This is a genomic window from Nonomuraea sp. NPDC050202, assembly GCF_040656115.1.
Taxonomy (GTDB): domain Bacteria; phylum Actinomycetota; class Actinomycetes; order Streptosporangiales; family Streptosporangiaceae; genus Nonomuraea.
Window position 1 is genome coordinate 176,638 of the sequence record NZ_JBFALF010000015.1, and the last position, 23,626, is coordinate 200,263.

A 23,626-nucleotide genomic window follows, 5' to 3' on the forward strand; every position below is an offset into this window, starting at 1 on the left:
CCCTGCAACGATCCGGGGCGCGATGGGGCGGCGTTCGCCTTCGGCGATCCGCGACGGCCCGCTACTCCGCCTTGGCGGCCTCCAGGACGGGCACCGCCGCGGCCCGGCGCGCGGGCAGCGCCGACGTCACCAGCGTCGCCACCGCCGCACCCGTCAGGACCAGCGGGAACAGCCACCACGGCGGGTCCGGCCGCAGGAACGAACTGCCGCTCATCACATGCAGCAACCCCAGCGTGCCCATCGCGATCGCCAGGCCGAGCAGCGTGCCGAGGACGACCACGGTGGCCGCCTCCCAGCGGATGATCGCGCGGATCTGCCGCGTGGTGGCGCCCACAGCGCCCAGCAGCCCGAACTCGCGGGTGCGTTCCGCCACGCTCATCGACACCGTGGTCGCCATCCCGAACAGCGCCAGCAGCAGCGCCATGCCGACGAAGACGTACGTGGAGCGCAGGGCCCGGGTCTGCGACTGCGAGGCCGCGTCCACATACGCGTCGCGGCCGAGGACCCGCACCCCCGGCACCCCGGCCACGGCGCGGGTCAGCGCCTCCGTCGAGCCGCCTCGCACGAGCACCGCCCGGGTGGGGGCGTTGGCGTCGAGCCGGTCCATCGTCTCCGCCGCCACCAGCGCCTGGTCGGCGAACAGGTGGGACGGGTCGTGGTAGGTGCCCGCCACGGTGAGCGTGGTGCGTCCGTGCACGCCGCGCACGACGATCTCCTGGCCGCGCCGCAGCCCCTGCCCCTTCATGACGGCCGACGACAGCGCGATCTCGCCCGTGCCGAGCGCGGGTGGCCGGCCGCCCAGCCTCAGGACGTCACGCAGCCCGCTCTGCTCGGCACCGCTGACCAGGAATCGGAACGGCTCGGGCCGCTCCTGCGGCGAGCCGTCCGGCACCGGCGGCACCAGCGTGACCTCGGTCTGGGTCAGGACGGCCGCCCGGGACACCCCCGGAGCCCCGGCCAGCTTCGCCGCGACGTCCCGGGCGATGGGCGCGGGCGCGCCCTCGGCGGTCCTGGCGGTGGAGGTGATCGCGTGTTCGGCCGCCATCACCTGCCGTCCCGCCTCGCGGAACCGGTCGTGCACCGAGATCGTGACCAGCGCCACCGAGGCGACCAGCGCGACGCCGAGCATCAGCGACGAGGCGGCCGAGGAGACCCGTCGCGGGCTGCGGGTGACGGTGGCGTGCGCCAGCCGTCCGGTCTCCCCGCCGACCAGCCTGCCGACGCGCCCCACCAGCCCGCCCAGCGGCTTGACGAAGAACGGGGTGAGCACGGCCAGCCCGGTCACGGCCATCAGCGACCCGAACAGGACCATCAGGGCGATGACGAACGTACGGTCAGGACCGGGCGGCTCGGCGGCGCGGATCGCCGCCGCCACCGCGTACCAGGCCACGGCCCCGGCCAGGATCGCGCCCCCGAACAGCAGCCGGGGCAGGCGCCGCTCCCGGGGTTCGGCGACCGTGCTGCGCAACGCCTGGACGGGCGAGACGCCCGCGGCGCGGTACGCCGCCTGCCAGGCGGCGCCCTGGGTGACCAGGATGCCGGCCACGGCCGGAAGGGTCAGCGCGATCCAGCCGGTCTGGGGGTCGGAGCCGGAGACGTCGAAGCCGTCCCGCGCGAACAGCCGGATGATCAGCTCGGAGACCGGGAAGCCCGCGGCCACGCCACCCACCGCGGCGATCGCGCCCAGCACCAGCGCCTCCAGCCGGATCAGCCGGCCGATCTGCCGCGGGGTGGCGCCGATCGCGCCGAGCAGCGCGAGCCTGCGGGTGCGCTGCCTGACCAGGGTGCCGAAGGTGTTGGCCACCACGAACAGCCCGACGAAGATCGCCACGGAGGCGAGCATGCCGACGATGCCGGCGATCGTGGTGCCCTCACCCGAGGCGGTGGCGAGCTGCACCCGCCGTACGGACTCGGCGGTGCGCACCGTGACGCCGCCCGGCTCCTGGGCCAGCTCGCGGGCCAGCTCGCCGCGCAGCCGCTCGGCGGGCACGCCGGGGGCGGCCTTCAGCCAGACGCTCTGCCAGGTGCCGGCGGGCAGCATCGCGGCGCGCTGCACGGTCTCGGGCGAAGCCAGCACCAGGTCGCCCGCGGCCACCGCGCCCCGGCCCTGGACGTTGACGATGCCGGAGATCCGCACCTGCTGCGTCCGGTGGGGGAGCGTCAGCGTCATGGTGCCGCCGACGCTCAGCTCCCCGGCGCGCGCCAGGTGCCGGACGACCGCCACCTCGCCGTCACCGGACGGGGCACGGCCGGCCTCCAGCTGGTAGGGGTTCAGCTGCGGATCGGGCACCCAGGGGCGCAGCAGCGTGCGGCCCTCGGCCGCCGCCATGATCGCCTGCCCGTCCGGGCGGGAGGCCGTCACCGCCACGGCGGCGTCCCCGGCGGCCGCCGCCACCCCGGGACGGGAGGCGAGCCGGTCGAGCCGGATCCGGCCGTCGGGCGGCGCGTACACGTTGTCCGGATCCACCGTCCCGCCCTGCACCAGCACGTCCGCGCGGAAGTACTCGCTGGCGTCGCCGCCGGCCACCGCCTCCTGCGCGCGCAGGGCGAACTGCAGCGAGCCCGCGATGAGCGCGATCGATCCCAGTGCCGCCAGCAGCGTGGCAGCCAGCCGCACCCAGCCCTCGGCGAAGGACCGGCGCGCGATGAGCCACAAGGGGTTTCCCATCATGTCACCCTTCGAGCTTGCGCATGCGGGCGTGCACGGCGTCGATGGCGGGCTCGGTCAGCTCGTCCACGATCGCCCCGTCGGACAGGAACAGCACCCGGTCGGCGGTCGCGGCGGCGACGGGGTCGTGCGTCACCATGACCACCGTCTGCCGGTGGTCGTCGACGGCCGTACGCAGGAAGCCCAGCACCTCGGCGCCGGCCCGGGAGTCCAGGTTCCCGGTCGGCTCGTCGGCGAAGAGCACCTCCGGCCTGGTCAGCAGCGCGCGCGCCACGGCCACCCGCTGCTGCTGGCCGCCGGACAGCTCCGAGGGCCGGTGCTCCAGCCGCTGGCGCAGCCCCAGCGCGTCCACGACTGTGTCGAACCAGCCCGGCTCGACCTGGCGGCCCGCCAGCCGCGCGGTGAGCCGGATGTTCTCCTCGGCCGTCAGGATCGGCAGCAGGTTGAACGACTGGAAGACGAACCCCATCCGGTCGCGGCGCAGCTCGGCGAGGCCGGTGCGGGACAGGCCGGTGAGGTCCACGTCGCCGATGACGATGGTGCCGGACGTCACGGTGTCCAGGCCGGCCAGGCAGTGCAGGAACGTCGACTTCCCCGACCCCGACGGCCCCATGATCGCGGTGAACTGGCCACGGGCGAACGTCGCCGAGACCCCGCGCAACGCGCTCACCGCGCTGTCGCCGGTGCCATAGGTCTTCACCACCCGCGTCGCGATCATGACCTGATCGGGCACGCGCTCGCCGGCCGGGGTCGCGATCATCGGGATCCTCCGGTGCGGGCGCGCGCCGGGAACGCGCGGTGGTGGGTCGGCTCGGGCATGGGGGTTTCCTCCTCGACGCGCACGGATCCTTGCTGAGATAATCTCACCTGAGACTATATTGGGTGGCACTAGGATGTGCGCATGCTCCACGACTTGCTCGAACGCCTGCTGTCCGGGAGCGGCGGCCCGGCCGCCGATGACGTGGGGCTCGGCATGCTGCTGGCGGAAGCCCACCACCAGAGCAGGGAACGGCTGGACCAGGCGCTGCGCCCGCTGGGCATCAACATCCGCAGCTTCGGCGTGCTGCTCGCGCTGCCGATGTACGGCCCCGTCAGCCAGCGGGACCTGACCGGGCACATGGGCATCGACAAGTCCACCATGGTCCGGACCATCGACGAGTTGGAGGAAGGCGGGCTCGTCTCCCGCCGGCGGGCGCCGCAGGACCGGCGCGCGTACTCCATCGTGCTGACCCGCCGCGGCGAGCAGGTCCTCGCGGAGGCGCGGCAGATCGCCGAGCAGGTGGGTGACCAGCTCTTCGGCTGGCTCACCGGGCCCGAGCGGCGGCACCTCGTCGAGCTGCTGCGCCGCCTGGCCGGGCACGCCGCTCCCGGAGCGGCACGATCGGCCGGCTGAGCCCGCTTCCACGAGCCGGTCGGCGTTGACGAACTGCTCGGCGCCCTGAGGGACGGCGATCATCGAAACGCCGGACGGCAGCCCTTTGCATGGCCCGGGGGATTGGCGGACAACGTCTGCGGGGAGCAGGTGCGTCCGTCTCTCGCGAACTGCTCCTGTCGGCGGTGGAATGTCCCATGAATGTCCTGCTGGTTACCTGGAGCCGAGCCTTCCTGGACATTAGCGTGAATGACACGCGGGTGACGAAATTACCGGCACCTCCAGACATGCGTCTGTCTTCAATCGCGTGAAAACGAATGGGCGGTCGTATGACGAAGAAAAGGAAGCGGGAGAAATGAAGAAAAACGTCACCAGAAGTATTGCCATTACCGCGGTCGGCGGCCTCGCGGCTCTGCTGCTCTCCGTCAGCCCCGCACAGGCCAAGGAGGCGGCAGGTCACTGGTACGGCCCCTACTCCACCAAGGGAATCTGCGAATACTGGCGAAACGGTGTGCAGGCCGGTGGGACACAGACCCATCCCTGCTTCGATGACCAGGGCTGGTACTTCTGGGCAGCCTCCTGAGCGGTCGGTACTCCTGACCGCACGCCCATCGCCAGGCAGGCCCTCACGAGCCGCTGGTAGATGTGCGACGGACAGATCGCGGCGACGTCCTCCCCGGTGGCGGAGGAGAGGAAGGTGGCGTAGGCGCCGCTGACATGAGGTGCGAGTCCGGCCCAGATCGCTTCCAGGGCCGGACTGCCCGCGACCAGCATCGCGCCGCCGGTAGATCCCCCCAGCCGTAGGGGCCGAATCGGGCCCAGGCGACGAAGGCGGTGAGCAGGAACAACACGATCGTGATCGCGAGACCCTCGGTCTCCTTGCGGCGGACGTGCAGGGCCGCCGCCAGCGCCACGAGGAAGATCTTCATCGAAGGTTGTCTCTCGTGGTCGCGTGGCGGTCAGGGCTCGAGATCGGTCATGCCCTTGCCGCTCTCGACGTCGAGCGGTACCGAGACCTGGTCGTGCGTGATCCACCAGTTGCCGCCGATCTTCCGGAAGCCGAAGGTGACCCTCACCCACATGCCGCTCGTCACCGGCCCGCCCTCCGGCGTGCCGGTGAGCCGGCCGAACGCGTGCCCGAAGGCCACCCCATCGCCCACGGTGAGCGTCAGGCCGCGGATCTCGTAGTTCACGCTCTGGAAGAGCGTGAACACCTTCGCCCAGTTCTTGAGCTTCGCCTCGATCCCCACGTGCTGGAGCGGCGGCTCGATGTCGAAGGACACGATGTCCGTGGCGTAGACCCGCTTCAGGCCCTCGAGATCCTTGGCGCGTAGCCCCTCGACGATCCTGCCGATCTGTCCGCGGATCTCGGCCTCGTCCATCTCATGCTGCGTCACCATCGCTACCCCGTCTCGGGTCGAAGTTCGTCGCTTACAACCAGGCGACGAACGAGGACCCGGAAGGGGGACAACCCGGCTCAGAGATTTTCGAGTCCGCCGGGTGAGGAATCGCCGCCGACATTCCGGCGCTTCGGTCCGCTCGCGGCAGATCCAGCATCCTGCCCGTCCGTAGAGGGTCGGTTCTCAGCCGCTCGAACTCCACCTCGGTGGGAGTGCGGAGTTCCGGCGTTCACCGATCGCGACCGGGAGAGCCGGCCGTCACGTCGTTGACCGGGTATCGGGCGCCCTGCCCGGTCAGGACCCGTACGGCCTCTTCCGCGGCGACGCGCCGCACTGTGGTGATGGCCTGCTCGGAGTAGTAGGCGGCGTGCGGAGTGATGATCACGTTGGGCAGCGTGAACAGGGGGTTTCCTGGCCGCCAGTCGCGCTGTTTCGCGGGCTCCTCCTCGAGGTCGTCCAGTGCCGCGCCGGCGATCCATCCCTCGGTGAGCGCCTGGTGGATCGCCGTATCCTCCACGATCGGGCCGCGAGCGGTGTTGATGAGGATGGCGGTCGGCTTCATCCTGCGCAGCGTCGTACGGTCGAAGGTGTGGTGTGTATCGGGCGTGAGCGGCGCCTGGATCACGAGGTAGTCGGCGCCCTCCACGAGCTGGTCGAAGGACACCGGCAACACGTGGCGCGATCGGAGCTCGGATTCGTCGAGGAACGGGTCGTGCGCCCAGACCTCGACGCCGAACGCTCTGGCGCGTTCGGAGATGAGCTGTGCGATGGCGCCGAAGCCCAGCAGCCCGAACACCCGGCCCCGCAGCCGCCAGATCGGCTCCCCGCTCTGCCACTGCCATTCGCCCTGCCGGGTCGCCCGGTCGTAGGCGCAGATCTTGCGGGCGGCGGCGAGCCAGAGCGCGACGGCGTGGTCGGCGACCTCCTCGGCGCACCACTCGTTCGGCGCGTTGGTGACCTGGATGCCTCGCCGGGTCGCGGCGTCGACGTCGACGATGTCCACGCCCGTGCCGTAGCGGGCGATCACCCGGCATCGGGTGAACGCGTCGATGGCGCGGGAACCGACCCGGGCGTACTGGGTCAGGACGCCGTCGGCGTCCCTGCCCTTTTCGATCACCTCGTCCTCGCTCTTGCACTGTGCGGCGAGGAGTTCGAATCCGGCGCCCTCGACGATCTCGCGTTCGATGTCCACGTCGCCGAAGTCGGAGTCGGCGATCATGATCGTGCCGCTGGCGTCAATGCGAGTCACGGGGAATCCCCTTGGTGTGTACGAGATCCTGGTAGGACACGGCGAGTTCCAGGCAGCCTCCGCTGTCCAGTTGCCCGACCGTGGCGCGGTAGATCTCCTGCCACGGTGTCTGGTTGTCGAGCACCGGCGGCGTGTAGTCGGCCCACCGCGCGGCGATCTCCTCATCCGGCAGGAGGACGTCGACGCGCGCGTTGTCGATGTCGATCCGGATGCGGTCGCCGGTGCGCAGGATGGCGAGGTTGCCACCGGCCGCGGCCTCGGGGCTGGCGTTGAGTATGGACGGGGCGTCCGAGGTGCCGCTCTGGCGGCCGTCACCGAGCGTGGGCAGCGTGGCGACGCCTGCCTGGAGCAGCGCGGCGGGCACCTCCATGTTCACGACCTCGGCCGATCCCGGATAGCCGATCGGGCCGGTGTAGCGGATGACGAGGATGCAGCCCTCGTCGACGCCCAGTTCCGGATCTTCGATGCGGGCGTGGTAGTCCTCGGGCCCGTCGAAGACGATGGCGCGGTAGTCCGACACCGCGCGGAAGTCGTCGCTGAGGACCGAGGTCTTCATGACCGCGGAGTCGAACAGGTTGCCTGTCATGACGAGAAGCCCGCCGCGCGCGGCGAGAGGCTCGTCGAAGGGACGGATGACCGCAGGGTCGGCGGGCGGGGCGTCGGCCAGGTTCTCGGCCACGGTACGGCCGGAGACGGTCACCGCGTCGCCGTGCAGGCGCCCTGCCGTCAGCAAGGTCCGCATGAGGGCGGGGACGCCGCCGGCACGGTAGAAGTCCTCGCCGAGGAACTCGCCGGCGGGGGCGACGTTCGCCAGCACCGGGATGTCGGCTCCGACGCGCTGCCAGTCGTGGATGGTCAGCGGCACCCCGACGTGCCGCGCGATGGCGTTGACATGGATGGGCACGTTGGTGGAGGCGGCGATCGCCGAGGCGACCACGATCGCGTTCTCGAAGGCCCGCATGGTCATGATCCTGCGTGGGGTGAGGTCCTCGCGCACGAGGTCCACCGCCCGGCGGCCGGTCTCGTAGGCCATCTGCGCTCGCCGGCGGTAGGGGGCCGGGATCGCCGCGCACCCTGGCAGGGACATGCCCAGCGCCTCGGCGAGGCTGTTCATCGACAGCGCGGTGCCCATCGTGTTGCAGTGGCCGATGCTGGGCGCCGAAGCGCACACGCGCGCCATGAACTCGTCGTAGTCGATCTCCCCGGTGGCCAGCAGCCGCTTCGACTGCCAGATCACCAGTCCCGAACCCGACGCGGCCATCCGCCGGCCCTGGTGATAGCCGTTGACCATCGGCCCTCCGGACAGGACGATCGCCGGGATGTTCACCGTCGCCGCCGCGGCCAGGCACGCGGGCGTGGTCTTGTCACAGCCAGTCGTCAGGACGACGCCGTCGAGCGGATGTCCGTAGAGCACCTCGACCAGCCCGAGGTAGGCGAGGTTACGATCCAGCGCGGCGGTCGGGCGTTTACCGGTCTCCTGCAGCGGATGGACGGGGAACTCGAGCGGGATGCCGCCGTTGTCGCGGATCCCGTCCCTGACCCGGCCGGCGAGGTCGAGGTGGTGGCGGTTGCAGGGAACAAGATCGCTGCCCGTCTGGGCGATGCCGATGATCGGCCTGCCGGACCGGAGTTCGGCCGGGGTCAGCCCGAAGTTGAGAAAACGTTCGAGATACAGCGCCGTCATCTCAGGATTGCCCGCGTTGTCCCACCAGGCCTGGCTGCGCAGGCGGCCTCCGGCATGTTCCGTCGGCGGCATCAGCTCCTCCTCGCCGGGGCAGGCCCGTCCGATCCGGCCGGGTACTCGGCAAGCGGCACCAGGCCCCTGGACCACGCCGACATGACCGGCGTGAGCACCCGCCAGGCCTCTTCGGCTTCGTCGCCGCGGATGGACAGGGCGGCGTTCCCGTGCAGCACGTCCAGCAGCAGCCGGCCGTAGGCAGGCAGGCCGGCGGGCGCCGGCTGCGCGGTGAGGGTGAGCGGGGCGAGGGTGTGGGCGCCGGCGCCGATGCCGGTCAGCGCCAGGGTCATGCTCTCCGGCTCCAGCCCGAACCGCAGCACGTTGGGTACGGCCTCCTCACCGAGGCCGAAGGGCAGGTGCGGTACGGGCCGGAAGCGTACCGCGACCTCCTTGCGGTCGTGGCCGAGCGCCTTGCCGGTGCGGAGCCGGAAGGTCGTGCCGGACCAGCGCCAGCTTTCGAGCTCCAGCTCCACCTCGGCGAAGGTCTCGGTGCCGATCTTCCGATCGCGCAGGTCACGCTCGCCGAGGCTGAGCGGTGGTTCCATGGCCACCAGGCACAGCACCTGGAGCAGGTGGTTCTGCACCATGTCCTTGAGCGCGCCCGCGCCGTCGTAGTAACCCGCCCTGCCTTCCAGCGCGAGCGACTCGTCCCAGACGATCTCCACCTCGGCGATGTGCGCGCTGTTCCAGATGGGCTCCAGCACCCGGTTGGCCAGGCGGCTGCCGAGCACGTTCTGGACGGTCGTCATGGCCAGGAAGTGGTCGACACGGAACACCGCCTGCTCCGGCACGACCTCCGCCAGCAGCCGGTTCAGCGCCACGGCACTGTCCAGATCCTCACCGAACGGCTTCTCCAGCACGATTCGGCTGCCCGCCACCAGGCCCGCGTCCCGCAGCGCGGCGACCGTACCGGGGAAGACCGCTGGGGGGAGGGCGAGAGGTAGACGGCGACGGGCTCGTCGCCGGCGATGGCCGACGCGACGTCGGCGACGTCGGTGGCCTCTGCCCGCAGGTAGCGGGTGGGTTTCGTGATCGCCTGCCTGGCCTCGGCGGGCGAGGAGACGTCATGCCGGTCCAGTTGCTCGGCCGCCCAGCGCTGGAACTCCTCGCCGGTCCAGTCTGCCCGGTCGACACAGGTCAGCTCGAAGCGGTCGTCGAGATGCCCGGCGGCCCGCAGGGCGGCCAGCGCAGGCAGCAGGTAGCGCGCGTTGAGGTCGCCGGTGGCGCCGAAGATGACGAGCCGGTTGATCATGCTGTCACGCCCGCCGTTCCCATGAGGCCCGGCTGGTGGAAGGCGGATCCAGATCGAGCATGCGACTTCCTTTCGTCGTACGGCGTACCACGGAGGACAGCCCGCAGGCACAAGTCGCCCCCGAAGACCGCCGGCGTCGCCGAGACAGGCAGCAGCGTGCCGCGGTGACGGAACCACACCCTCCGCTGAGCGGCCACGATGCCCTGGTCATGGACGCGCCCTGACAGTCCATGACTGGCCTACCCCCGCCGTTTCGCCATGTAAACGCCGCACTACATCAAGTCACCGCACGGCCGTCATGCCCGCCTCCTCGCTCGGGCGAGGGCGACGCCCCCATCACGGCTGCCTGTGCGATCACGTGCCCGCCGCCCTGGAGGGCGGTGCCGGCCGTCGGTGCGCCACAAGCAAGTGCCTGAAGCCGCCGCCAACGTCGCGACCACCGCCACCGCCGCCAACGTCGCGACCACCGCCACCGCGGCCGGCCTGACGGCCGCCGCTACGCCCGCGCAGGCCGACATCGAAGACCTGGAAGGCCAAGGCATCGCCACCGGCCCCACCGGCTGCGTGTTCGGCAGCAACGGCGACATCGAGACGTGCAAGGGACTCATCGCTGGCTTCGTGCCCAGCGAAGGAGCAGAGGAAGCCCGCAACCACGCCGCAGCAGCCTGACCGCTGCCGAATGGACGCCGGTGCCCGCAGGCGCCAGATGTCCACAGCGGCAGCTCCTCCCGCGCCGGAGATCGCGCGTGCCGGGATCGCCGCCTCCCGTCCGGGACCTCCACGGCGACGTCCCTGGACGGTAGGGCTGACCTCACTGCGACAAGGGGGTGTACGGCAATGTGGCCGGGGCCGGCGACCGGGAGTCTGGGCCGTAGCTCAGGTCGTCCACAGGAGGTCCGATGTCCCCTGTTCTCCGTGCGCCACTCGGCCGGGTGATGCGGTGGCATCGGCCGCTGATGCTCATGGTCGCCTCGATGCTGCTCCTGCTGGTCGTCTCGGCCGCCGGGCTCGTGTTCGACGACCGGGTCCTGCTCGGCGCCCCCGTCTGGCTCAAGCCGTTCAAGTTCGCGGTGTCGATGGCCGTCTACGGCACCACCCTCGCCTGGATGTTGTCCCTGCCCCACCGGGGCAGGAGGTGGACCTCGGGACTGGCCACCGTCTTCGCCGTCACCGGGTTCGTCGACACCGCCATCGTCGCCATCCAGGCCGCCCGTGGCACCTTCAGCCATTTCAACAAGTCCACCGCCTCCGCCGAGAGGGTCATGCAGGTCATCTTCGGCAACGGCGTGCTGTGCATCATGCTGGCCAACCTCGCGCTCGCCATCATCCTGGCCGTCCAGCGGGTGCACGCCGACCGCGCGATGAGCCGGGCGATCCACACCGGCCTCGGCCTGGCCGTCCTCGGCATGGCCCTGGGCTTCCTCATCCCGGCGCGGGGAACGGCGCAGACCGCGCTGACCACCGGCGGCGAGACGGTCCTCCTGAGCAGCGGGCACAGCGTGGGTGTGCCCGACGGCGGGCCCGGCCTGCCGCTCACGCAGTGGAGCACCACCGGCGGCGACCTGCGGATCCCGCATTTCGTCGGGCTGCACGGCCTGCAGTTCATGCTGATCGCCGCCTTGCTGCTGGCCGCGCTGGCGGCGCGCCATCCCCTCCTGCGGGAGGATCGCCTCCGTGCTCGCCTGATCGGCGTGGCGGCCACCAGCCACACCGGCCTGATCGCCCTGCTCACCTGGCAGGCCTTACGCGCCCAGCCCCTCATCCGCCCGGACGCTCTGACCCTGGCCGCCGCGGCCCTCTTGGCGGCTCTCACCGCCCTGGCCGCCGTTGCCGTCCTGAAAGCCGGGCGGGTCTCCGACGGCAACCCGCCTGCGGCTCGACAGGCCCACCTCGACGGCGGCCGAGCGGGCTGACCCGCCGCATGGGGACCAGACCGGGTCACCCGGCGGTCCGGACGGGGACCGGGCCGGGGTCACCCGGCCGCAGCGTCGAAAGCTGCAGGCAGGTCAACGGACCCGTGGTCGTGGGGACACAACCTCCAGGTGCGGCGCGTAGCCGTACTTTGCGATCCAGCGGGGGAGACCGCGCAGATCTCTCAGGCCGAACGCGGTGTGGTGCGCGGTGTCGGCCTGGTGGACGAGGTCCTGGCCGTGCAGATGCACCTCGCTGGCGTCGGCCCCTTCGTCCTCGAAACGTGCCAGCACCGCCGCACCCGCCCGACACAGCGGGCTGCTCGGCTTCCAGCGCCGGGCCAGATGCCGGCGTGCGAGAGCGGAGCTCGGCTGATGGTCGGCGACGCTCGATCGCCAGTGCGCCCGCCTCCATCGCTTCCGGATGAGTCGCCGCCGGGCCTGGTTGATCCGGCGGCCGAGCCCTTCGAACTCGGGCAGCATGTGATCGCGCGGAGCTCTGCCAGCGTCCGGATCCGCCCTTGGGGGAACAGCCGTACCGCCAACAGCGGTACCAGCGAGTAGCAGCGGCTGCCGCCGCGGCGGCGTCGGGTGGGGCGAAGACGTAGGTGAGGAGTTGTTGCCAAGCCCTGGTCGCGGCCGCCGGAGGCTCCTGCGCCGCGGCTGGGCGATGACGTGCGTGCCGTGCCGGAAGCGCGGAGTCCACGCTTCCGGCGGGCTGGGTCAGGTGCAGCGCCAGGAATAGGGGTCGTTGTAGTTCAGGTAGTAGGCGCTCGAGGTGTTGCCGTACCGCTGGCGGCATGCCGTGTTGATGTTGATCCAGAGGTCGTAGATGCCGTTGTAGCACCTCCATCCGTTGACGTTGAAGGCCCGCAGCTTGATGACGGTGCCGGGAGCCTGCAGATCGCAGGCGTCGCGCTGGAGGTCAAGACCGCGTACGGCTGCGGACGCGGGTCCGGCCGCCGCCGTGACGCCCGTGACCACCGTCGTTGTCAGGGCCAGGGCGATGAGCAGTCGTCGCATGACTGCTCCCTTCTGTCGGATGAACCCAGGTGTATAGGGGCGGACGATTGACTGACATCGCGTCCGGGCCCGGACAATGAATTCCGGACAACCGCGAGGGAGCTCCGCGATGCCGCGTCCCGAACGTCCCGTCGACCCCGAGCAGGGGCCAGTAGCGCGGTTCGCGACAGAGCTGCGGGCCCTGCGGGAGAAGGCGGGCAGTCCCCCCTATCGCCGCCTGGCCGAGCAGGCGCACTTCTCCAAGGCAACCCTGGCCGACGCGGCCCGCGGTCACCGGCTGCCGACCCTTGAGGTCACGCTCGCCTACGTCGAGGCGTGCGGAGGTGACGCCGAGCAGTGGCGGGCCCGCTGGCACGAGGTCAGAAGCGAACTCCGCCTACCTCCTCTTCCCGAGCCGCAGCCGTTCGCCGAGCCGACTACAGAACCGCTTACCGAGCCGCACGCCGAGCCGACGGGTGAGCGGACGCGGGCGCGTCGAGTGCCGCTGCTGCCTGTGCTCGGAGCTCTCGCGCTGCTCACTGTGATCGCCGTCACCGTCACTGTCGCCGTACTCGCCGGCGATGACTCCGCGCCGCGCCCGTCGGAGCCGGTAGCGCGGTTCGCGGGAAGCAGCGTGCCGGTTGGCGACAACGCCGACCCCAAGGAGACGGGCTGCTCCTATGACGCGGCGGTCGCCACGATCGACAGCATCGAGGTCAACACCAGCGACCGACACTTCCTCGGGGTCGCCGAGCTTCGCTACTCCCCCCGCTGCCGGGCCGCCTGGGGCAGGTTCACGCCCAGCGACCGGTTGAGCTACCTACGGGGCAGCACAGTATCGATCGTGGCCCACCGTCCAGCCACCGGAACGAAGGGCGTGCCGTATACCACCTCGTTCGACGGCCAGGCGGTCTTCGGCAACATCCTGCTCGCCGAACGGGGCTGCCTTCAGATCACCGTCATCGTCAGGGGCCTGGCAGGCACCGGCTCGGCCAGCACCCTGTGCAAACCCTGACCTCATGTCTTCTACAGGAAATCCGTGGGTTTCCTCAGGCCGCCCCGAGGAGATACCGCTCGCCGCGGTGAAGTTACGTGGCGTCGCTGGTGAAGGTCGCAGAAGACCTTTCCCGGCTCCGGGCCGGGCCACGCGAGTTCGAGGTGCACGCCCCTGTCCGAGGGGGAACGCAGAGTGGATCAGTTCCGGCCGAGTCCGTCCAAGGCTCTGTTGGACACCTTCGCCGCCCGGCTTCGCTTGTGCCACACAGCGGTGATCGTACGGACACCCACCGCAAGCACGAGAAGGAGAAGTCCGATGCACGCTCAGCTCAAGGCGGCCCTGCTGACCGCGGCCACCGTCCTGACCCTCGGCCCGGCAGCCCTCGCGCTTCCCGCCGCGGCCGGCGCCGGCACGCCGGCCGTCGCGCAGGCAACCGGCATGCGGCCCACTGCACTCACGGACGATACGTGCGGCCACTACACCAAGAGCGGAACGGAGTACTACCGCAACTGTAAGGACACCAGCGAAAAGATCTGGGTCACCTACAGGAGGTCCTCCGACAACCAGCATTTCTGCGTCCCGGCGGGGAAGCAGGTGGAACTCGGCTACTACCTGAATGTCTACGGCGTCTATCACGACAGCTGGGGCTGCTGACGTTCAGGCCGCCCGGGCTGAGCCAGGCCTGACGCTTGGTCCAAGCCCGGGCGGCCGTGGGCGGCGGCATGCAGCACCACGGCGCCGTCCGGCTGCCGGGGTGACCGCCTCGAAGGCGTGCCCCTGATCGTGCCGACCCCCCTCAGAGAGGGGGCGCCGGACGAGGTCCGGGATCTCGGTCAGGCGCACGTCGTACAGATCGGTCCGGCCGTCGTCGTGGCCGACCGCCAGGAGCCCGGCGTGCGGCGAGATCGCCATCGCGGTGGCGTGCCCGCCCGTCTCGCCGGCGATCCGCGCGGCCGGCCGGAGCGTGCGAGCCACCCCGTACGTACGGCGCAGCGAGCCTTCCACTGCTCGGCCTGGTTCTCGCTGACCACGCCTCAACATCAGGACAACGGTGGCAGCTGATCTCCATACTGCGGCAGGCCCGGGCTTGCGAACCTGCCGAGCCCGCGGCCATGCTCGCACTCGCCGGCCGCAGGCGATCCCGGGGCGCGGTGCACTCCCGTGATCCAGGTGTCCCTGCCGGGGCAGGTCATGACGATAACGGCGGCGCCCGTGGTCCGGCGCGTGGGTCGAGGTCTCCCGATGGGTGCGCGCGCTGGCCGGGCTGGCGCTGCTGACGCTGGCGCTGCTGGCCGCGAGCCTGGTGGGCGCGGCGAGTACGGGCTCCGGTCTGCGCGCCGGCAGCCGTAGCGGGCGGCGAGGTCGCGCTGGCTCGCCCAGGTGTTGATCAGTCCTTGCAGGCGCTCGCGGGGGTCGGAGAGCTGGTCCAGGCGGCTGGTGAGCAGGTCCAGGTGCCACGCGTGCTCGGACAGAATTCTTTAAGTCAGTCGCCTGACTAACTCTACGGCTCACATCTGTGCTAGCTTCTTCTCAGGCAAGCAAGTCAGTCAACTAACTAACTCGGGAATCGAGGGATCTATCATGATCGTTGTCACGGGAGCCACAGGAAATGTCGGCCGCACGCTGGTCCGCATCCTCGTCGAACAGGGCCATGAGGTGACCGCCATCTCGCGCCGCATCTCCGATGGCGACGTACCGCCCGGCGTCCGCGCGATCGCCGCCGACCTCTCCCAGCCGTCCGCCGACCTGCCGTCCGCGGCGGATGCGGTCTTCCTGCTCGTCGGCGGAGACCTGATGATGGCCGGCGACCCAGTTCGGGTCGTCACCCCGTTCGCGGCCTACGGAAAGATCGTCCTGCTCTCCTCCCAGGGAGTGGCCACCCGCCCGGACTCCCTGTCCCACGGGCAGGCCTTCGCTGCCTTCGAACAGGCCGTCATGGATTCCGGCACCGACTGGACGATCCTGCGCCCGGGAGGCTTCGCCTCCAACGCCTACGCCTGGGCCTCCTCCATCAAGGCAGCCCGTACGATCGCCGCGCCCTTCGGCGACATCGGCCTCCCGGTCATCGACCCCGACGACATCGCCGCCGTAGCCGCCACCACCTTGACTCAGCCGGGCCACTCGAAGGCGATCTACGAACTGACCGGCCCCACGCCAACCACCCCGCGCCAGCGCGCGGCCGCCATCGGGGACGCCATCGGCGAGCCTGTCACCCTCATCGACCAGACCCGGGAAGAGGCCCGCGCCCAGATGCTCACGTTCATGCCCGCCCCGGTGGCCGACACCACCCTCGACATTCTCGGCACCCCTACCACCCGCGAACAGACCGTAAGCCCCGATGTCGAAAAGATCCTCGGCCGTGCTCCCGCCACCTTCGGCGACTGGGCCAGGCGCAACGCCGCGGCCTTCCGGTAATGCCAAAACCCTGTCGGAGCGCTCGTCACCAGGTGATCTGATCCCTCCAGAGCACGTCGACCACACGCCGCTCACAGGTCGGAACAGCCCGCCACCGTCCCATGACCCGCGCTTCAGATCACCTTGCCGCAACACTCGGCCGGAGCCGGCATCGACATGCCGGCAGGCCTGCCGGTTGACTACGCCGCGCGGACCCGCGCCGGCTGAGGCAGGGTGAAGCCTTTGGCGAACAGCCAGATGGGCAGGACCAGGACTTCGAACAACCCGCCCGGCGCCAGCAGGAGCAGGCCCGCTCCCGCGTTCATGTCCAGGACGCCGAGGAGGTCCAGCGGCACTCCCAGCAGCAGCAGGGCGTAGCCGATGAGTCCGAGGACCGCGATCGGCTGCGGGACGATGCGTGAAACGAACAGCAGGTAGGTGAAGACCAGGCCGCCGATGGCCGTGGGGATGTACACCCACAACATCGTGTTCGGGACGGCTTGCAACTGCGTCAGCAGGTAGAGGCCGCAGGTGGCGGAGACCGCGAACTCGATGACCCTCATGACGGGGTACCACAAGGCCAGCTTCTGGTTGAAGTCCTTCAGGATTCGGTACATGAGCAGGCCGATGGCCACCACGGCCAGGCCGGAGCAGATCATGAGCGCGACGCCGGCCGTCAGCGCCGTAGGGTCGGGGTTGCCGTCGGTGAACGCCTGGGTGAGGGTGGTGCCGATCATGGCCGAGACCATCTGGAAGATGAACAGGGCTCCAACCGTGACCGCGATTGTCCGGGGTGCCATGACGGGGCCGTCCTTTCTGGAGGAGGAGGTTGGACCTGCTGGCCCGCTCCTGGTGGCGTGGTCAGCCGGCGGCCGCCGCTGCCACCAGGACGAAGGCGGCGACGCCCCAGCGGAGCAGCGTCTCGGAGCCGGTGATGTCGCCGGCCGTCCTGGCCGCGTCCCCTGGCGTGATGAGAGCCTCGATGGCGGCGAAGTCGGCGAAGACGGCCAGGACGGTCATCAGCAGCAGGGCGATGCCCGCGATCAGACTGGCCGCACGCATGGACCAGCCGGCGTGGTTCACGACCGCCCCGTGGCGGCGGTGAGGGGGGAGGGCTTGAACCCTTTGACGACCAGCCAGAGGCCGAGCGACCCCTCCCACAGGAAGATCGGAACGGCTGACATGGCTGACAGCACGGAGACCTGGGGGTGGAGGCCGAACAGCACGGCGGCCGCGGACAGCAGGAGCAGGGGCGCTCCGATGAGGCCCAGCACGGGAATGACGCGCGGCACGAGCCGGGCCCGGTACAGCAGGGAGCCCAGCAACAGGGCGTTCACGGCCGGGATGAAGCCGGGCCCGAGAAGGAACGTCCCGTTGTGGATCGCGACGAGCGCGGTGCCGGTGGTGATGAGCGAATCGGTGTCGGCTCCGGCGGCCGCGGCCTGCCGCAGGGTCACGACGGCCAGGAGGCTGGTGATGCCGGCGACGATGATGGCGGCTTCCAGGACGCGCGCGGCGACGAAGCCGAGCGCGGGAAGGGAGGTGACAATGGTGATCAAGTAGAGCAGCCCCGCGACGAGCGCGGTCCTCCTCATCGCGTCCATCGGGCCTCGTGCCGGCGCCGGAATGTGCACGTTGGTCGCCATGCCGATGCCTTTCGTGGCCGGTCCATGCCGGACGGCTCTGGCAGGAATCGGGCGCCCCGGCTCCGGCAGCTCTCGCTCTACGAGTGGGACAGAAGCCTGCTCAGGTTCTTCTCATGAGCCGCTCCGGCCGCTGGCGGCAGCCGGAGCGGTGGTGTCTCGCGCGGGCCAGGATCAGACCGAGAGGCCGATCCTCGCGGTGTAGACCACCCGCCCGTTGTTGCCGCTGAAGGAAAGGTCACGGGCGCCCTGGACGGCCGGGCCGATGTCCTGGATCCCGAGGTCGAGATCGTTGCAGCCGCCGCGGTCGCCGTTGCGCTCCCGAAGGCGGACCAGGACCTCGGTGGTGAACGGCTCGTGGATGTTGAGCGTGACGTTCTCGTCGTTCCTGGACTTGTCCAGGCGGTGCGGGCCGGACACGTGCCGCTCGGCCCCGCCGTCGATTTTGAGGTAGACGTCGACCTCGTCGCCGTCCCCTCCGAAGCCGTCGCGGGTTTTGACGCAGTGCAGGTTGGTGATGTCGAGGTGTGCCACAGTGGGCCTCATTCCGGTGAAGGGAACAACCGTGCCCCCGCTCGATCAAGAGGCATCAGCACAGCCGATAACTGCGGCAGGCCCGATGGCGGGAGAGGGGGCCCAAGTGAACCGGTCCGGATTCGATGGAGGACCACAGCAGCACTCGCAGCGGAACTCGGCATCCCAGCACAGCAGGCCGTCATGATGAACTGGTTCACCTGGCGAACCAAGGTGCCTCCGCAGGCATGGCAACGCGACGGGCTCTCCGCCGTCAGCTCACTCATTCGGACACCGATGCTCCTGTCGCGTTTCGTGCATGCCAGCCCTGTACGCCCCGGCCAAGAAAACGTCGGACCGTCGCAGGCTGGACTCCCCGGAGCCCGCCGGACGAGTCGCCGGGCCGAGATCCTGCCGAGTTGAGCAGACTCCTGGTAGGAGCGGTAACCGCTTGCCGCCCGAGGGACGACGTGATCGCCCTGCTCGCGGGCATCGTCGAAGCCCTGGACGAGGGCGGGAGCCTGGTCATCACCTACCGCGACCTCACCCGGCCGACAGGCTCCTGACCTGCTTCCTGGACCCAACAGGTCAGCAGTTACCCCCAGTTCCGCCTCGCCGCCGGCCGGCTCGCCACCCCATGCACCGCGGCCGGGCTGGAGGTGTGCCGCGACGAGATCGGCCCACGGGGCCTGCGCCTGCTCACTGCCGCCAAAACCGGGGCGATGTGGCCGATCCCGTTCCACGCGAGGTCGGCGTTGTCCAGCAGCAGCTTGTCCACGTCGATGGAGTGCTCGCTTCAAGTCCGCGGGGTCGGCGACCTTGAACGTCGAAGGATGCACGGACCCGTCGCCGTGGACGACGCCGCCGTAACCGTGGATGGTCAGGTAGTACTCGTGCCAGGCCTGCGCGGGCAGGACGACCCGGCAGGCACCGCCCCCGTCAAGACCGCGTGTAACGCCGTGAAGGCTCTTCGCATGGGTTCGCTTTCTTGGCAGGGGGCTCTCACGGCCGCGGGACCGCGAACCGGTACAGCCGCTCGTTGATCTTGTAGTAGAGGTTGCCGAAGCCGTCGGCCGTCAGCCCTTCCATCCCCGCCACCGTCAGCAGCACGGTCGCCGTCTTCGTCGACCTGTCGATGCGGAAGACCTGGTCGCCGAGGGTGCCGTACACGTGACCCGGGTCCTGGTCCACGGTCAGCAGCACCCCGTCACGCCAGGCGAGGCTCGGCTTGGCGGCGTAGTCGGGGTCGGCGAACAGCCGCTTCGCCGTGATCGTCCCGGGTTGTGCGGGATCGAGGGTGAACAGCGAGCCACCCGCCAGGCCCCACAGCTCGCCGTCCACCTCCGCCAGGGCCGTGACGGCCTTGGGCGCCGTCAGGGGGAGGGGGTGCAGACTCACGGCGCCGGTGGCGGGGTCGAAGGAGAAGAGCGTGGCCGACGCGCCCGGCGCGTAGACGGGATCCACGCCCAGCGCGCCGCGCGTGGAGGTGCCGCCGAACAGCCTGCCTCCCGCGTAGGCCAGCGAGACGACGGACTGGTCCGGCACCACGCAGAGGGTTCGCCCGGCCGTGCCCTGTTTCCAGACGGTGAGGGCGCCGCTCCGCTTGCCGTACTTCGGCACCGTGCCCATGTAGACGGTGCCGTCCGGGCCGCCGGCGAGCGCGTACGGCCGGTCCTGCGGCGGCGGTCCCTTGCCCGGCTCGCAGTCGTCGGCCTTGTCACCCGCCGCGCCGCCGGTGTACAGGAGCGCGGGCGGCCAGGAGCCCCCGGGGACGTAGCCGTAGAGCTTGGCCGACGGGTAGGCGCCCAGGTAGAGCCGGCCGTCGTGGGCCAGCACGCTGTCGGTCTGGCTGAGCCCGCCCAGCGTCGGTGTGTCGGGCCGGCTGTCGTCGCCGTCGCTCCGCAGCGGGTCGTGGATGCCTGTGCCGCCGGTCAGGTAGCCGCCGGTGTAGACGCGGCCGTCGGGGCCCGCGCCGAGCGCGTTGATCGCGGCCGGCAGCACGGGGGCGCCGGAGACGAGCCTGCTGCTGGAGCCGCCGGTCGCCGGGTCGTAGGTGAAGATCCTGGTGCCGTCCACGGTCGCGCCGAGCCCGACCAGGGTGCCGCCGGACCAGGTGTACCCGGTGACGTCGAGCCCGGGCCGGACGGAGGTTGCCTGCACGGACCTGGTGCCCACGTCGTAGGAGTGCAACACCCCCTCCTTGACGAACCAGACCTTGCCGTCGCGGGCCGGCGAATGGCGCAGGTCCACGTCGGTGATGGTGGTGTCGGTGACGGCGGCGTACGAGCCGTCAGCCTCGCGGACGACCCGCAGGACGAGCAGTGTGCGATCGATCCAGGCGAACAGCCTGCCCCCGGTCCAGGTCAGCCCGCCCACCATGGAGTTGTGCGCGTACGCGGCCGGAAGCAGGTCGTCCACCTGGCCGGTGACGTTGTCGAACCTGATCAGCCCGGCGTCCGTGCCGGTGCCGAGGTAGGTGGCGTTGGCGTCCGGGTCGTGGGCGAGGCTGCGCACGTATTGCGCGCCGGCCACGACGGGCACGGTCCCGATCGTGGTGAAGGCGCCGTCGTCGTACTTGAAGTAGCGGCCGTCGTTGTACGTGCCGCCGTACACCTTCCCGCCCGCTCCAGGTTCCAGGTCCCAGACGAACGAGTAGCCGCCCTCCGCGCGCCCGAGATCGGTGACCGTGGACTGGCCGGGGACGTACCGGTACAGCTTGGAGTTCGGGTAGGTGCCGAGATAGACGCTGCCGTCGGTGGCCGTGGCCGCCGCCCAGCCGCCGACGGTGGGCGTGGCCGCGCTGTCCGGGATGGTGATCTTCCTGGTCACCTTCCCGGTGGCCAGGTCGACCTCCGCGAGCTGCGGGTTGACGTCGGCGGTGCCGGTGTAGAGGGCGTAGGCGCTGCCGCCCGCGAACGTGGTGGCGTTGGGCGCGCTGCTCTCGATCTGCACGCCCAGATCGGTCAGGTCCTTGGTGATCAGCACCTCGTCCCAGTAGGCGGTGCCCACGTCGGCCACGCCCGAGTAGACGAGGGCCGAGACGGTGGCGGTGCCGGCGGGCGCGACGCCCGAGGTTGTCACACGATTCCACCGCCGGCCTGTCGCCGAGGCGTTCGCGCCGCCGGCGAGGAGACGGCCGGAGGCGTCCCTGAAACGCAGATACAGGTGCGCGGTGCCGCTCTCGGCCCATACCTGCGCATTCAGGGTGTAGCGCGTGCCGGCCGTGGCGGGCAGGCCGGACATGCTCTCCCTGCCGTAGGCGGCAGCCGGGTCGGCGTCGGTGACGCGCGCGGTGGTGCGTCCGTCCCAGAGCACCGGGTCGACGCCGCCCGGGCTGTGCGAGCCGCTCCACCCGGTGAGCCCGTCGTCGAAGTCGTCGTTGACGATCCGTAGGTCGGCCGCGGACGCCGACGCTCCTGGCAGCGCCGTGAGCAGCGCCGCCAGCAGCGCCGTCGCGGCCGATCCGCACAGCAGGGCGCGCCTCACGCGCCTCAGCCTTCCACCTGGGCCGAGCGGCGACGGGCCCGCTGCCGCTCCGCTCCCGATGAGGGACTGTTCTCGAGGATCTGCACAGCACCACCTCCATGATGGCGTTCATTTGTGCGCAATAACGGTCCTGACCGTAACCTCGCGAGCGTCGCCCGTCAATGCGATGACCGCCGGGTGTTCCGGGGGCACCCATCGCCCCAGTCCGTACGCCGTTCGGCCACGATCGGTGATCGTCACGGCCGTGCGCATTCCGGTACGAGTCGAGGTGCGCTCAGCAGTCGACGATCAATTTGCGGTAGAGGTCGTAGGCGGCTTTGGGCTGGTAGCCGCTGGCGGGTGGCCGGCAGTCACCATGGCGAGCCGCCCGGCCGGGCAGAGGCCGGTCCGTCCCACTCGGCGGGTGTTTCACGCATCCGAGCACACCTGCTCAGGCGCGACTCCACGTACGGGCCGCTGGACCTGCCCGTCACCGCCGCCACCGGCCGCTTCCGCACCCGGGACGCCCTGGCCGGTCGCCTGAAGGCCGGCGCCCGCAAGGTGCTGCTGTCGGCCCCCGGCAAGGGCCTCGACGACTTCCTCCTGGCGGTCGGCGAACGCGCGGTCAACGCCGCAACGCATGGTGGCGGAGGAGGCCGGCTGGCTCCGTGGTGCGCGGACCGCGTCGTGCTCCGCGAGGTCAGCGACCGTGGACCGGGCATTCCCGCACGGCTTCTCGCCGACGCGTCCCTTCCACCGCCTGCCGCGGCCGGAGGGGGGGCTGGTTGACGCGCCGCCTGGCCGACGGTGTGTCCTTCATGGACGGTGCCGCCGTGCGGCTGGGCATGCGGTTGTCCCCGCCGGCCCGCCGAGCCGGGGCTCTTACACCGCATCACCGGAGCCGGCCGCACCCGCACCCGCACCGCTCGCCCGGCACATGCACACGATCCTGCAGGGCCGTGCGCAGGTTGAGCAGCGCCGGCTGCGCTTGCCGACGTGTCCCTTGCCCCCCGCCGTCCGATCCTGGCGTGGGGGAGGACCAAGGTCCTCAGGCCTCGGGCCGTACGGCACTGAGCGCCGGCGGCCGCAGCCGGTGTGATGGAGGTGAGACCAGGACGCACGGCAGGACAGGAAGGGGAGGCCCGCCATGGCCACCACCATCGACAAGCCTGTGATGCACACCAGCGCGGCCAAGGCGGAGCACAAGACCCCGGCCGACTACGTCTGGGCCGTCGCCCGGATCTCGATCGGCTGGGTCTTCCTCTGGGCCTTCCTGGACAAGACCTTCGGCTTCGGCTTCGCCACCCCGGCGGCCAAGGCCTGGATCAACGGCGGCAGCCCGGCGACCGGCTTCCTCAAGGGCACCGGCGAGCACGCCCTCGGCGGCTTCTTCACCGGCCTGGCCGGGCAGGCGTGGGTGGACTGGCTGTTCATGGCCGGCCTGGCCGGAGTCGGCCTGGCGCTCGTGCTCGGCATCGGCACTCGCATCGCCGCCGGCGCCGGAACCGCGATGCTGCTCCTGATGTGGGCGGCCGAGCTGCCCCTGACCACCAACCCCTTCATGGACGACCACCTCGTCTACTCGATCGTCCTCATCGGCCTGGCCCTGGCCGGCGCCGGCACCACCCTCGGACTCGGCAACCTGCCCGTCGTCCAGCGCACCCCGTGGCTCAAGTAGCCGCCCCGGCCACCCGCCCGCCCAGCCCTCAGGGCGGGCGGATCTTCGTCGACCTGAAGGAGAAATCATGATCCTCGTGGGAGTGGATGGCTCGAGGGCCGGGCTCGAGGCCGTCGGCTGGGCGGCCCGGAAGGCGGCCCAGCGTGCGGTGCCGCTGCTGGTGGCGCACGCGATGCCGCGCGCGGCGTCGCGCTCGCCCACCCGGCCCCACCGCTACGGCCAAGATCTCGTTTCGTTCACGGTGAGACCATGAGCGACGACGACCGTCAACTTGGGATACGGCGCAGGCCGGCGGCCCCCTGAGATCGGGTACGACTGACCGAACGCGCAGGTGGTCCCCGATCC

25 protein-coding genes and 1 pseudogene are annotated in these 23,626 nt (G+C 70.7%); 12 read left to right on the plus strand and 14 right to left on the minus strand.

Annotated elements, in window-relative coordinates; all coding sequences use genetic code 11:
* Window positions 1–61: 61 nt before the first annotated feature.
* Window positions 62–2,671, minus strand: a complete 2,610-nt coding sequence (locus AB0I79_RS33550; protein ID WP_357881674.1) for an ABC transporter permease — start codon at window positions 2,669–2,671, stop codon at window positions 62–64.
* Window position 2,672: 1 nt separating this feature from the next.
* Window positions 2,673–3,428 carry an ABC transporter ATP-binding protein gene (locus AB0I79_RS33555; protein ID WP_357881678.1) on the minus strand — a complete coding sequence of 252 codons (756 nt, stop codon included), beginning with the start codon at window positions 3,426–3,428 and terminating at the stop codon, window positions 2,673–2,675.
* A gap of 141 nt (window positions 3,429–3,569) precedes the next feature.
* Here AB0I79_RS33555 and AB0I79_RS33560 point away from each other — a divergent pair, with 141 nt between their 5' ends.
* Together AB0I79_RS33560 and AB0I79_RS33565 are read left to right on the plus strand one after the other, a co-directional pair.
* The gene (locus AB0I79_RS33560; protein ID WP_357881681.1) at window positions 3,570–4,061 is read left to right on the plus strand and encodes a MarR family transcriptional regulator; all 492 of its coding nucleotides are present in this window, start codon (window positions 3,570–3,572) and stop codon (window positions 4,059–4,061) included.
* Between the two features lie 334 nt (window positions 4,062–4,395).
* Entirely contained in the window at window positions 4,396–4,623 is a 228-nt protein-coding gene (locus AB0I79_RS33565; protein WP_357881683.1) for a hypothetical protein, read from the plus strand.
* A 376-nt stretch (window positions 4,624–4,999) separates the two neighbouring features.
* On the opposite strand, the gene AB0I79_RS33570 is transcribed toward AB0I79_RS33565, so the two are convergent.
* From AB0I79_RS33570 to AB0I79_RS33590, 5 genes and pseudogenes are all read right to left on the minus strand, one after another.
* Complete coding sequence (locus AB0I79_RS33570; RefSeq protein ID WP_357881686.1) at window positions 5,000–5,440, minus strand: nuclear transport factor 2 family protein; 441 nt, start codon at window positions 5,438–5,440, stop codon at window positions 5,000–5,002.
* Between the two features lie 229 nt (window positions 5,441–5,669).
* Window positions 5,670–6,689: a C-terminal binding protein gene (locus tag AB0I79_RS33575; RefSeq protein ID WP_357881689.1), complete on the minus strand. Its 1,020-nt coding sequence runs from the start codon at window positions 6,687–6,689 to the stop codon at window positions 5,670–5,672.
* A complete protein-coding gene (locus AB0I79_RS33580) occupies window positions 6,676–8,445 on the minus strand; it encodes an IlvD/Edd family dehydratase (protein WP_357881692.1) in 1,770 nt (589 codons plus the stop codon). Before AB0I79_RS33580 ends, AB0I79_RS33575 begins: the two co-directional genes overlap by 14 nt.
* Window positions 8,445–9,326: pseudogene (locus AB0I79_RS33585) on the minus strand (glucose-6-phosphate dehydrogenase); the annotation flags it as partial. The gene AB0I79_RS33580 and the pseudogene AB0I79_RS33585, both read right to left, overlap by 1 nt.
* Window positions 9,239–9,679 carry a hypothetical protein gene (locus AB0I79_RS33590; RefSeq protein ID WP_357881695.1) on the minus strand — a complete coding sequence of 147 codons (441 nt, stop codon included), beginning with the start codon at window positions 9,677–9,679 and terminating at the stop codon, window positions 9,239–9,241. The gene AB0I79_RS33590 and the pseudogene AB0I79_RS33585, both read right to left, overlap by 88 nt.
* Before the next feature lie 393 nt (window positions 9,680–10,072).
* Here AB0I79_RS33590 and AB0I79_RS33595 point away from each other — a divergent pair, with 393 nt between their 5' ends.
* Window positions 10,073–10,348: a hypothetical protein gene (locus AB0I79_RS33595; RefSeq protein ID WP_357881698.1), complete on the plus strand. Its 276-nt coding sequence runs from the start codon at window positions 10,073–10,075 to the stop codon at window positions 10,346–10,348.
* 230 nt (window positions 10,349–10,578) lie between these two features.
* Window positions 10,579–11,592 (plus strand): hypothetical protein, encoded by a 1,014-nt coding sequence (locus tag AB0I79_RS33600; protein ID WP_357881701.1) that lies wholly within the window; start codon window positions 10,579–10,581, stop codon window positions 11,590–11,592.
* Window positions 11,593–11,685: 93 nt separating this feature from the next.
* Here AB0I79_RS33600 and AB0I79_RS33605 read toward each other — a convergent pair whose 3' ends face one another.
* A complete protein-coding gene (locus tag AB0I79_RS33605; RefSeq protein ID WP_357881704.1) occupies window positions 11,686–12,072 on the minus strand; it encodes a hypothetical protein in 387 nt (128 codons plus the stop codon).
* Between the two features lie 240 nt (window positions 12,073–12,312).
* The gene (locus AB0I79_RS33610) at window positions 12,313–12,612 is read right to left on the minus strand and encodes a hypothetical protein (protein WP_357881707.1); all 300 of its coding nucleotides are present in this window, start codon (window positions 12,610–12,612) and stop codon (window positions 12,313–12,315) included.
* Between the two features lie 109 nt (window positions 12,613–12,721).
* Here AB0I79_RS33610 and AB0I79_RS33615 point away from each other — a divergent pair, with 109 nt between their 5' ends.
* From AB0I79_RS33615 to AB0I79_RS33630, 4 genes are all read left to right on the plus strand, one after another.
* Window positions 12,722–13,606: a helix-turn-helix domain-containing protein gene (locus tag AB0I79_RS33615; RefSeq protein WP_357881710.1), complete on the plus strand. Its 885-nt coding sequence runs from the start codon at window positions 12,722–12,724 to the stop codon at window positions 13,604–13,606.
* Between the two features lie 297 nt (window positions 13,607–13,903).
* Window positions 13,904–14,242 carry a hypothetical protein gene (locus AB0I79_RS33620; protein WP_357881713.1) on the plus strand — a complete coding sequence of 113 codons (339 nt, stop codon included), beginning with the start codon at window positions 13,904–13,906 and terminating at the stop codon, window positions 14,240–14,242.
* A 129-nt stretch (window positions 14,243–14,371) separates the two neighbouring features.
* Entirely contained in the window at window positions 14,372–14,650 is a 279-nt protein-coding gene (locus AB0I79_RS33625) for a hypothetical protein (protein WP_357881716.1), read from the plus strand.
* Between the two features lie 519 nt (window positions 14,651–15,169).
* Window positions 15,170–16,003 carry an NAD(P)H-binding protein gene (locus tag AB0I79_RS33630; RefSeq protein WP_357881719.1) on the plus strand — a complete coding sequence of 278 codons (834 nt, stop codon included), beginning with the start codon at window positions 15,170–15,172 and terminating at the stop codon, window positions 16,001–16,003.
* A gap of 179 nt (window positions 16,004–16,182) precedes the next feature.
* Here the strand turns inward: AB0I79_RS33630 and AB0I79_RS33635 are convergent, their stop codons facing one another.
* From AB0I79_RS33635 to AB0I79_RS33650, 4 genes are all read right to left on the minus strand, one after another.
* Window positions 16,183–16,782, minus strand: coding sequence for a DUF4386 family protein (locus AB0I79_RS33635; protein ID WP_357881722.1), 600 nt, complete (start codon window positions 16,780–16,782; stop codon window positions 16,183–16,185).
* Window positions 16,783–16,843: 61 nt separating this feature from the next.
* A complete protein-coding gene (locus AB0I79_RS33640; protein ID WP_357881725.1) occupies window positions 16,844–17,044 on the minus strand; it encodes a DUF4386 family protein in 201 nt (66 codons plus the stop codon).
* 17 nt (window positions 17,045–17,061) lie between these two features.
* A complete protein-coding gene (locus AB0I79_RS33645; protein WP_357881728.1) occupies window positions 17,062–17,586 on the minus strand; it encodes a DUF4386 domain-containing protein in 525 nt (174 codons plus the stop codon).
* Window positions 17,587–17,799: 213 nt separating this feature from the next.
* A complete protein-coding gene (locus AB0I79_RS33650) occupies window positions 17,800–18,159 on the minus strand; it encodes a hypothetical protein (RefSeq protein ID WP_357881731.1) in 360 nt (119 codons plus the stop codon).
* Window positions 18,160–18,557: 398 nt separating this feature from the next.
* On the opposite strand from AB0I79_RS33650, the gene AB0I79_RS33655 reads away from it, so the two are divergent.
* Complete coding sequence (locus AB0I79_RS33655) at window positions 18,558–18,704, plus strand: hypothetical protein (protein ID WP_357881734.1); 147 nt, start codon at window positions 18,558–18,560, stop codon at window positions 18,702–18,704.
* Between the two features lie 436 nt (window positions 18,705–19,140).
* Here the strand turns inward: AB0I79_RS33655 and AB0I79_RS33660 are convergent, their stop codons facing one another.
* Window positions 19,141–21,624: a hypothetical protein gene (locus tag AB0I79_RS33660; RefSeq protein WP_357881736.1), complete on the minus strand. Its 2,484-nt coding sequence runs from the start codon at window positions 21,622–21,624 to the stop codon at window positions 19,141–19,143.
* Window positions 21,625–21,963: 339 nt separating this feature from the next.
* Between AB0I79_RS33660 and AB0I79_RS33665 the strand changes: the two genes are divergently transcribed.
* From AB0I79_RS33665 to AB0I79_RS33675, 3 genes are all read left to right on the plus strand, one after another.
* Window positions 21,964–22,392, plus strand: a complete 429-nt coding sequence (locus AB0I79_RS33665) for a hypothetical protein (RefSeq protein WP_357881738.1) — start codon at window positions 21,964–21,966, stop codon at window positions 22,390–22,392.
* Window positions 22,393–22,750: 358 nt separating this feature from the next.
* The gene (locus AB0I79_RS33670; protein WP_357881741.1) at window positions 22,751–23,281 is read left to right on the plus strand and encodes a hypothetical protein; all 531 of its coding nucleotides are present in this window, start codon (window positions 22,751–22,753) and stop codon (window positions 23,279–23,281) included.
* A 67-nt stretch (window positions 23,282–23,348) separates the two neighbouring features.
* Complete coding sequence (locus AB0I79_RS33675; RefSeq protein ID WP_357881744.1) at window positions 23,349–23,534, plus strand: universal stress protein; 186 nt, start codon at window positions 23,349–23,351, stop codon at window positions 23,532–23,534.
* Window positions 23,535–23,626: the final 92 nt, after the last annotated feature.

Excerpts from the sequence above, each read along its gene's own strand:
- AB0I79_RS33580 (WP_357881692.1), bottom strand. The coding sequence starts at position 8,445 with ATGCCGCCGACGGAACATGCCGGAGGCCGCCTGCGCAGCCAGGCCTGG.
- AB0I79_RS33630 (WP_357881719.1), top strand. The coding sequence starts at position 15,170 with ATGATCGTTGTCACGGGAGCCACAGGAAATGTCGGCCGCACGCTGGTC.
- AB0I79_RS33635 (WP_357881722.1), bottom strand. The coding sequence starts at position 16,782 with ATGGCACCCCGGACAATCGCGGTCACGGTTGGAGCCCTGTTCATCTTC.
- AB0I79_RS33620 (WP_357881713.1), top strand. The coding sequence starts at position 13,904 with ATGCACGCTCAGCTCAAGGCGGCCCTGCTGACCGCGGCCACCGTCCTG.
- AB0I79_RS33555 (WP_357881678.1), bottom strand. The coding sequence starts at position 3,428 with ATGATCGCGACCCCGGCCGGCGAGCGCGTGCCCGATCAGGTCATGATC.
- AB0I79_RS33550 (WP_357881674.1), bottom strand. The coding sequence starts at position 2,671 with ATGATGGGAAACCCCTTGTGGCTCATCGCGCGCCGGTCCTTCGCCGAG.
- AB0I79_RS33645 (WP_357881728.1), bottom strand. The coding sequence starts at position 17,586 with ATGGACGCGATGAGGAGGACCGCGCTCGTCGCGGGGCTGCTCTACTTG.
- AB0I79_RS33560 (WP_357881681.1), top strand. The coding sequence starts at position 3,570 with ATGCTCCACGACTTGCTCGAACGCCTGCTGTCCGGGAGCGGCGGCCCG.
- AB0I79_RS33670 (WP_357881741.1), top strand. The coding sequence starts at position 22,751 with ATGGCCACCACCATCGACAAGCCTGTGATGCACACCAGCGCGGCCAAG.
- AB0I79_RS33675 (WP_357881744.1), top strand. The coding sequence starts at position 23,349 with ATGATCCTCGTGGGAGTGGATGGCTCGAGGGCCGGGCTCGAGGCCGTC.
- AB0I79_RS33615 (WP_357881710.1), top strand. The coding sequence starts at position 12,722 with ATGCCGCGTCCCGAACGTCCCGTCGACCCCGAGCAGGGGCCAGTAGCG.
- AB0I79_RS33610 (WP_357881707.1), bottom strand. The coding sequence starts at position 12,612 with ATGCGACGACTGCTCATCGCCCTGGCCCTGACAACGACGGTGGTCACG.
- AB0I79_RS33640 (WP_357881725.1), bottom strand. The coding sequence starts at position 17,044 with ATGCGTGCGGCCAGTCTGATCGCGGGCATCGCCCTGCTGCTGATGACC.
- AB0I79_RS33600 (WP_357881701.1), top strand. The coding sequence starts at position 10,579 with ATGTCCCCTGTTCTCCGTGCGCCACTCGGCCGGGTGATGCGGTGGCAT.
- AB0I79_RS33570 (WP_357881686.1), bottom strand. The coding sequence starts at position 5,440 with ATGGTGACGCAGCATGAGATGGACGAGGCCGAGATCCGCGGACAGATC.
- AB0I79_RS33565 (WP_357881683.1), top strand. The coding sequence starts at position 4,396 with ATGAAGAAAAACGTCACCAGAAGTATTGCCATTACCGCGGTCGGCGGC.
- AB0I79_RS33590 (WP_357881695.1), bottom strand. The coding sequence starts at position 9,679 with ATGATCAACCGGCTCGTCATCTTCGGCGCCACCGGCGACCTCAACGCG.
- AB0I79_RS33605 (WP_357881704.1), bottom strand. The coding sequence starts at position 12,072 with ATGCTGCCCGAGTTCGAAGGGCTCGGCCGCCGGATCAACCAGGCCCGG.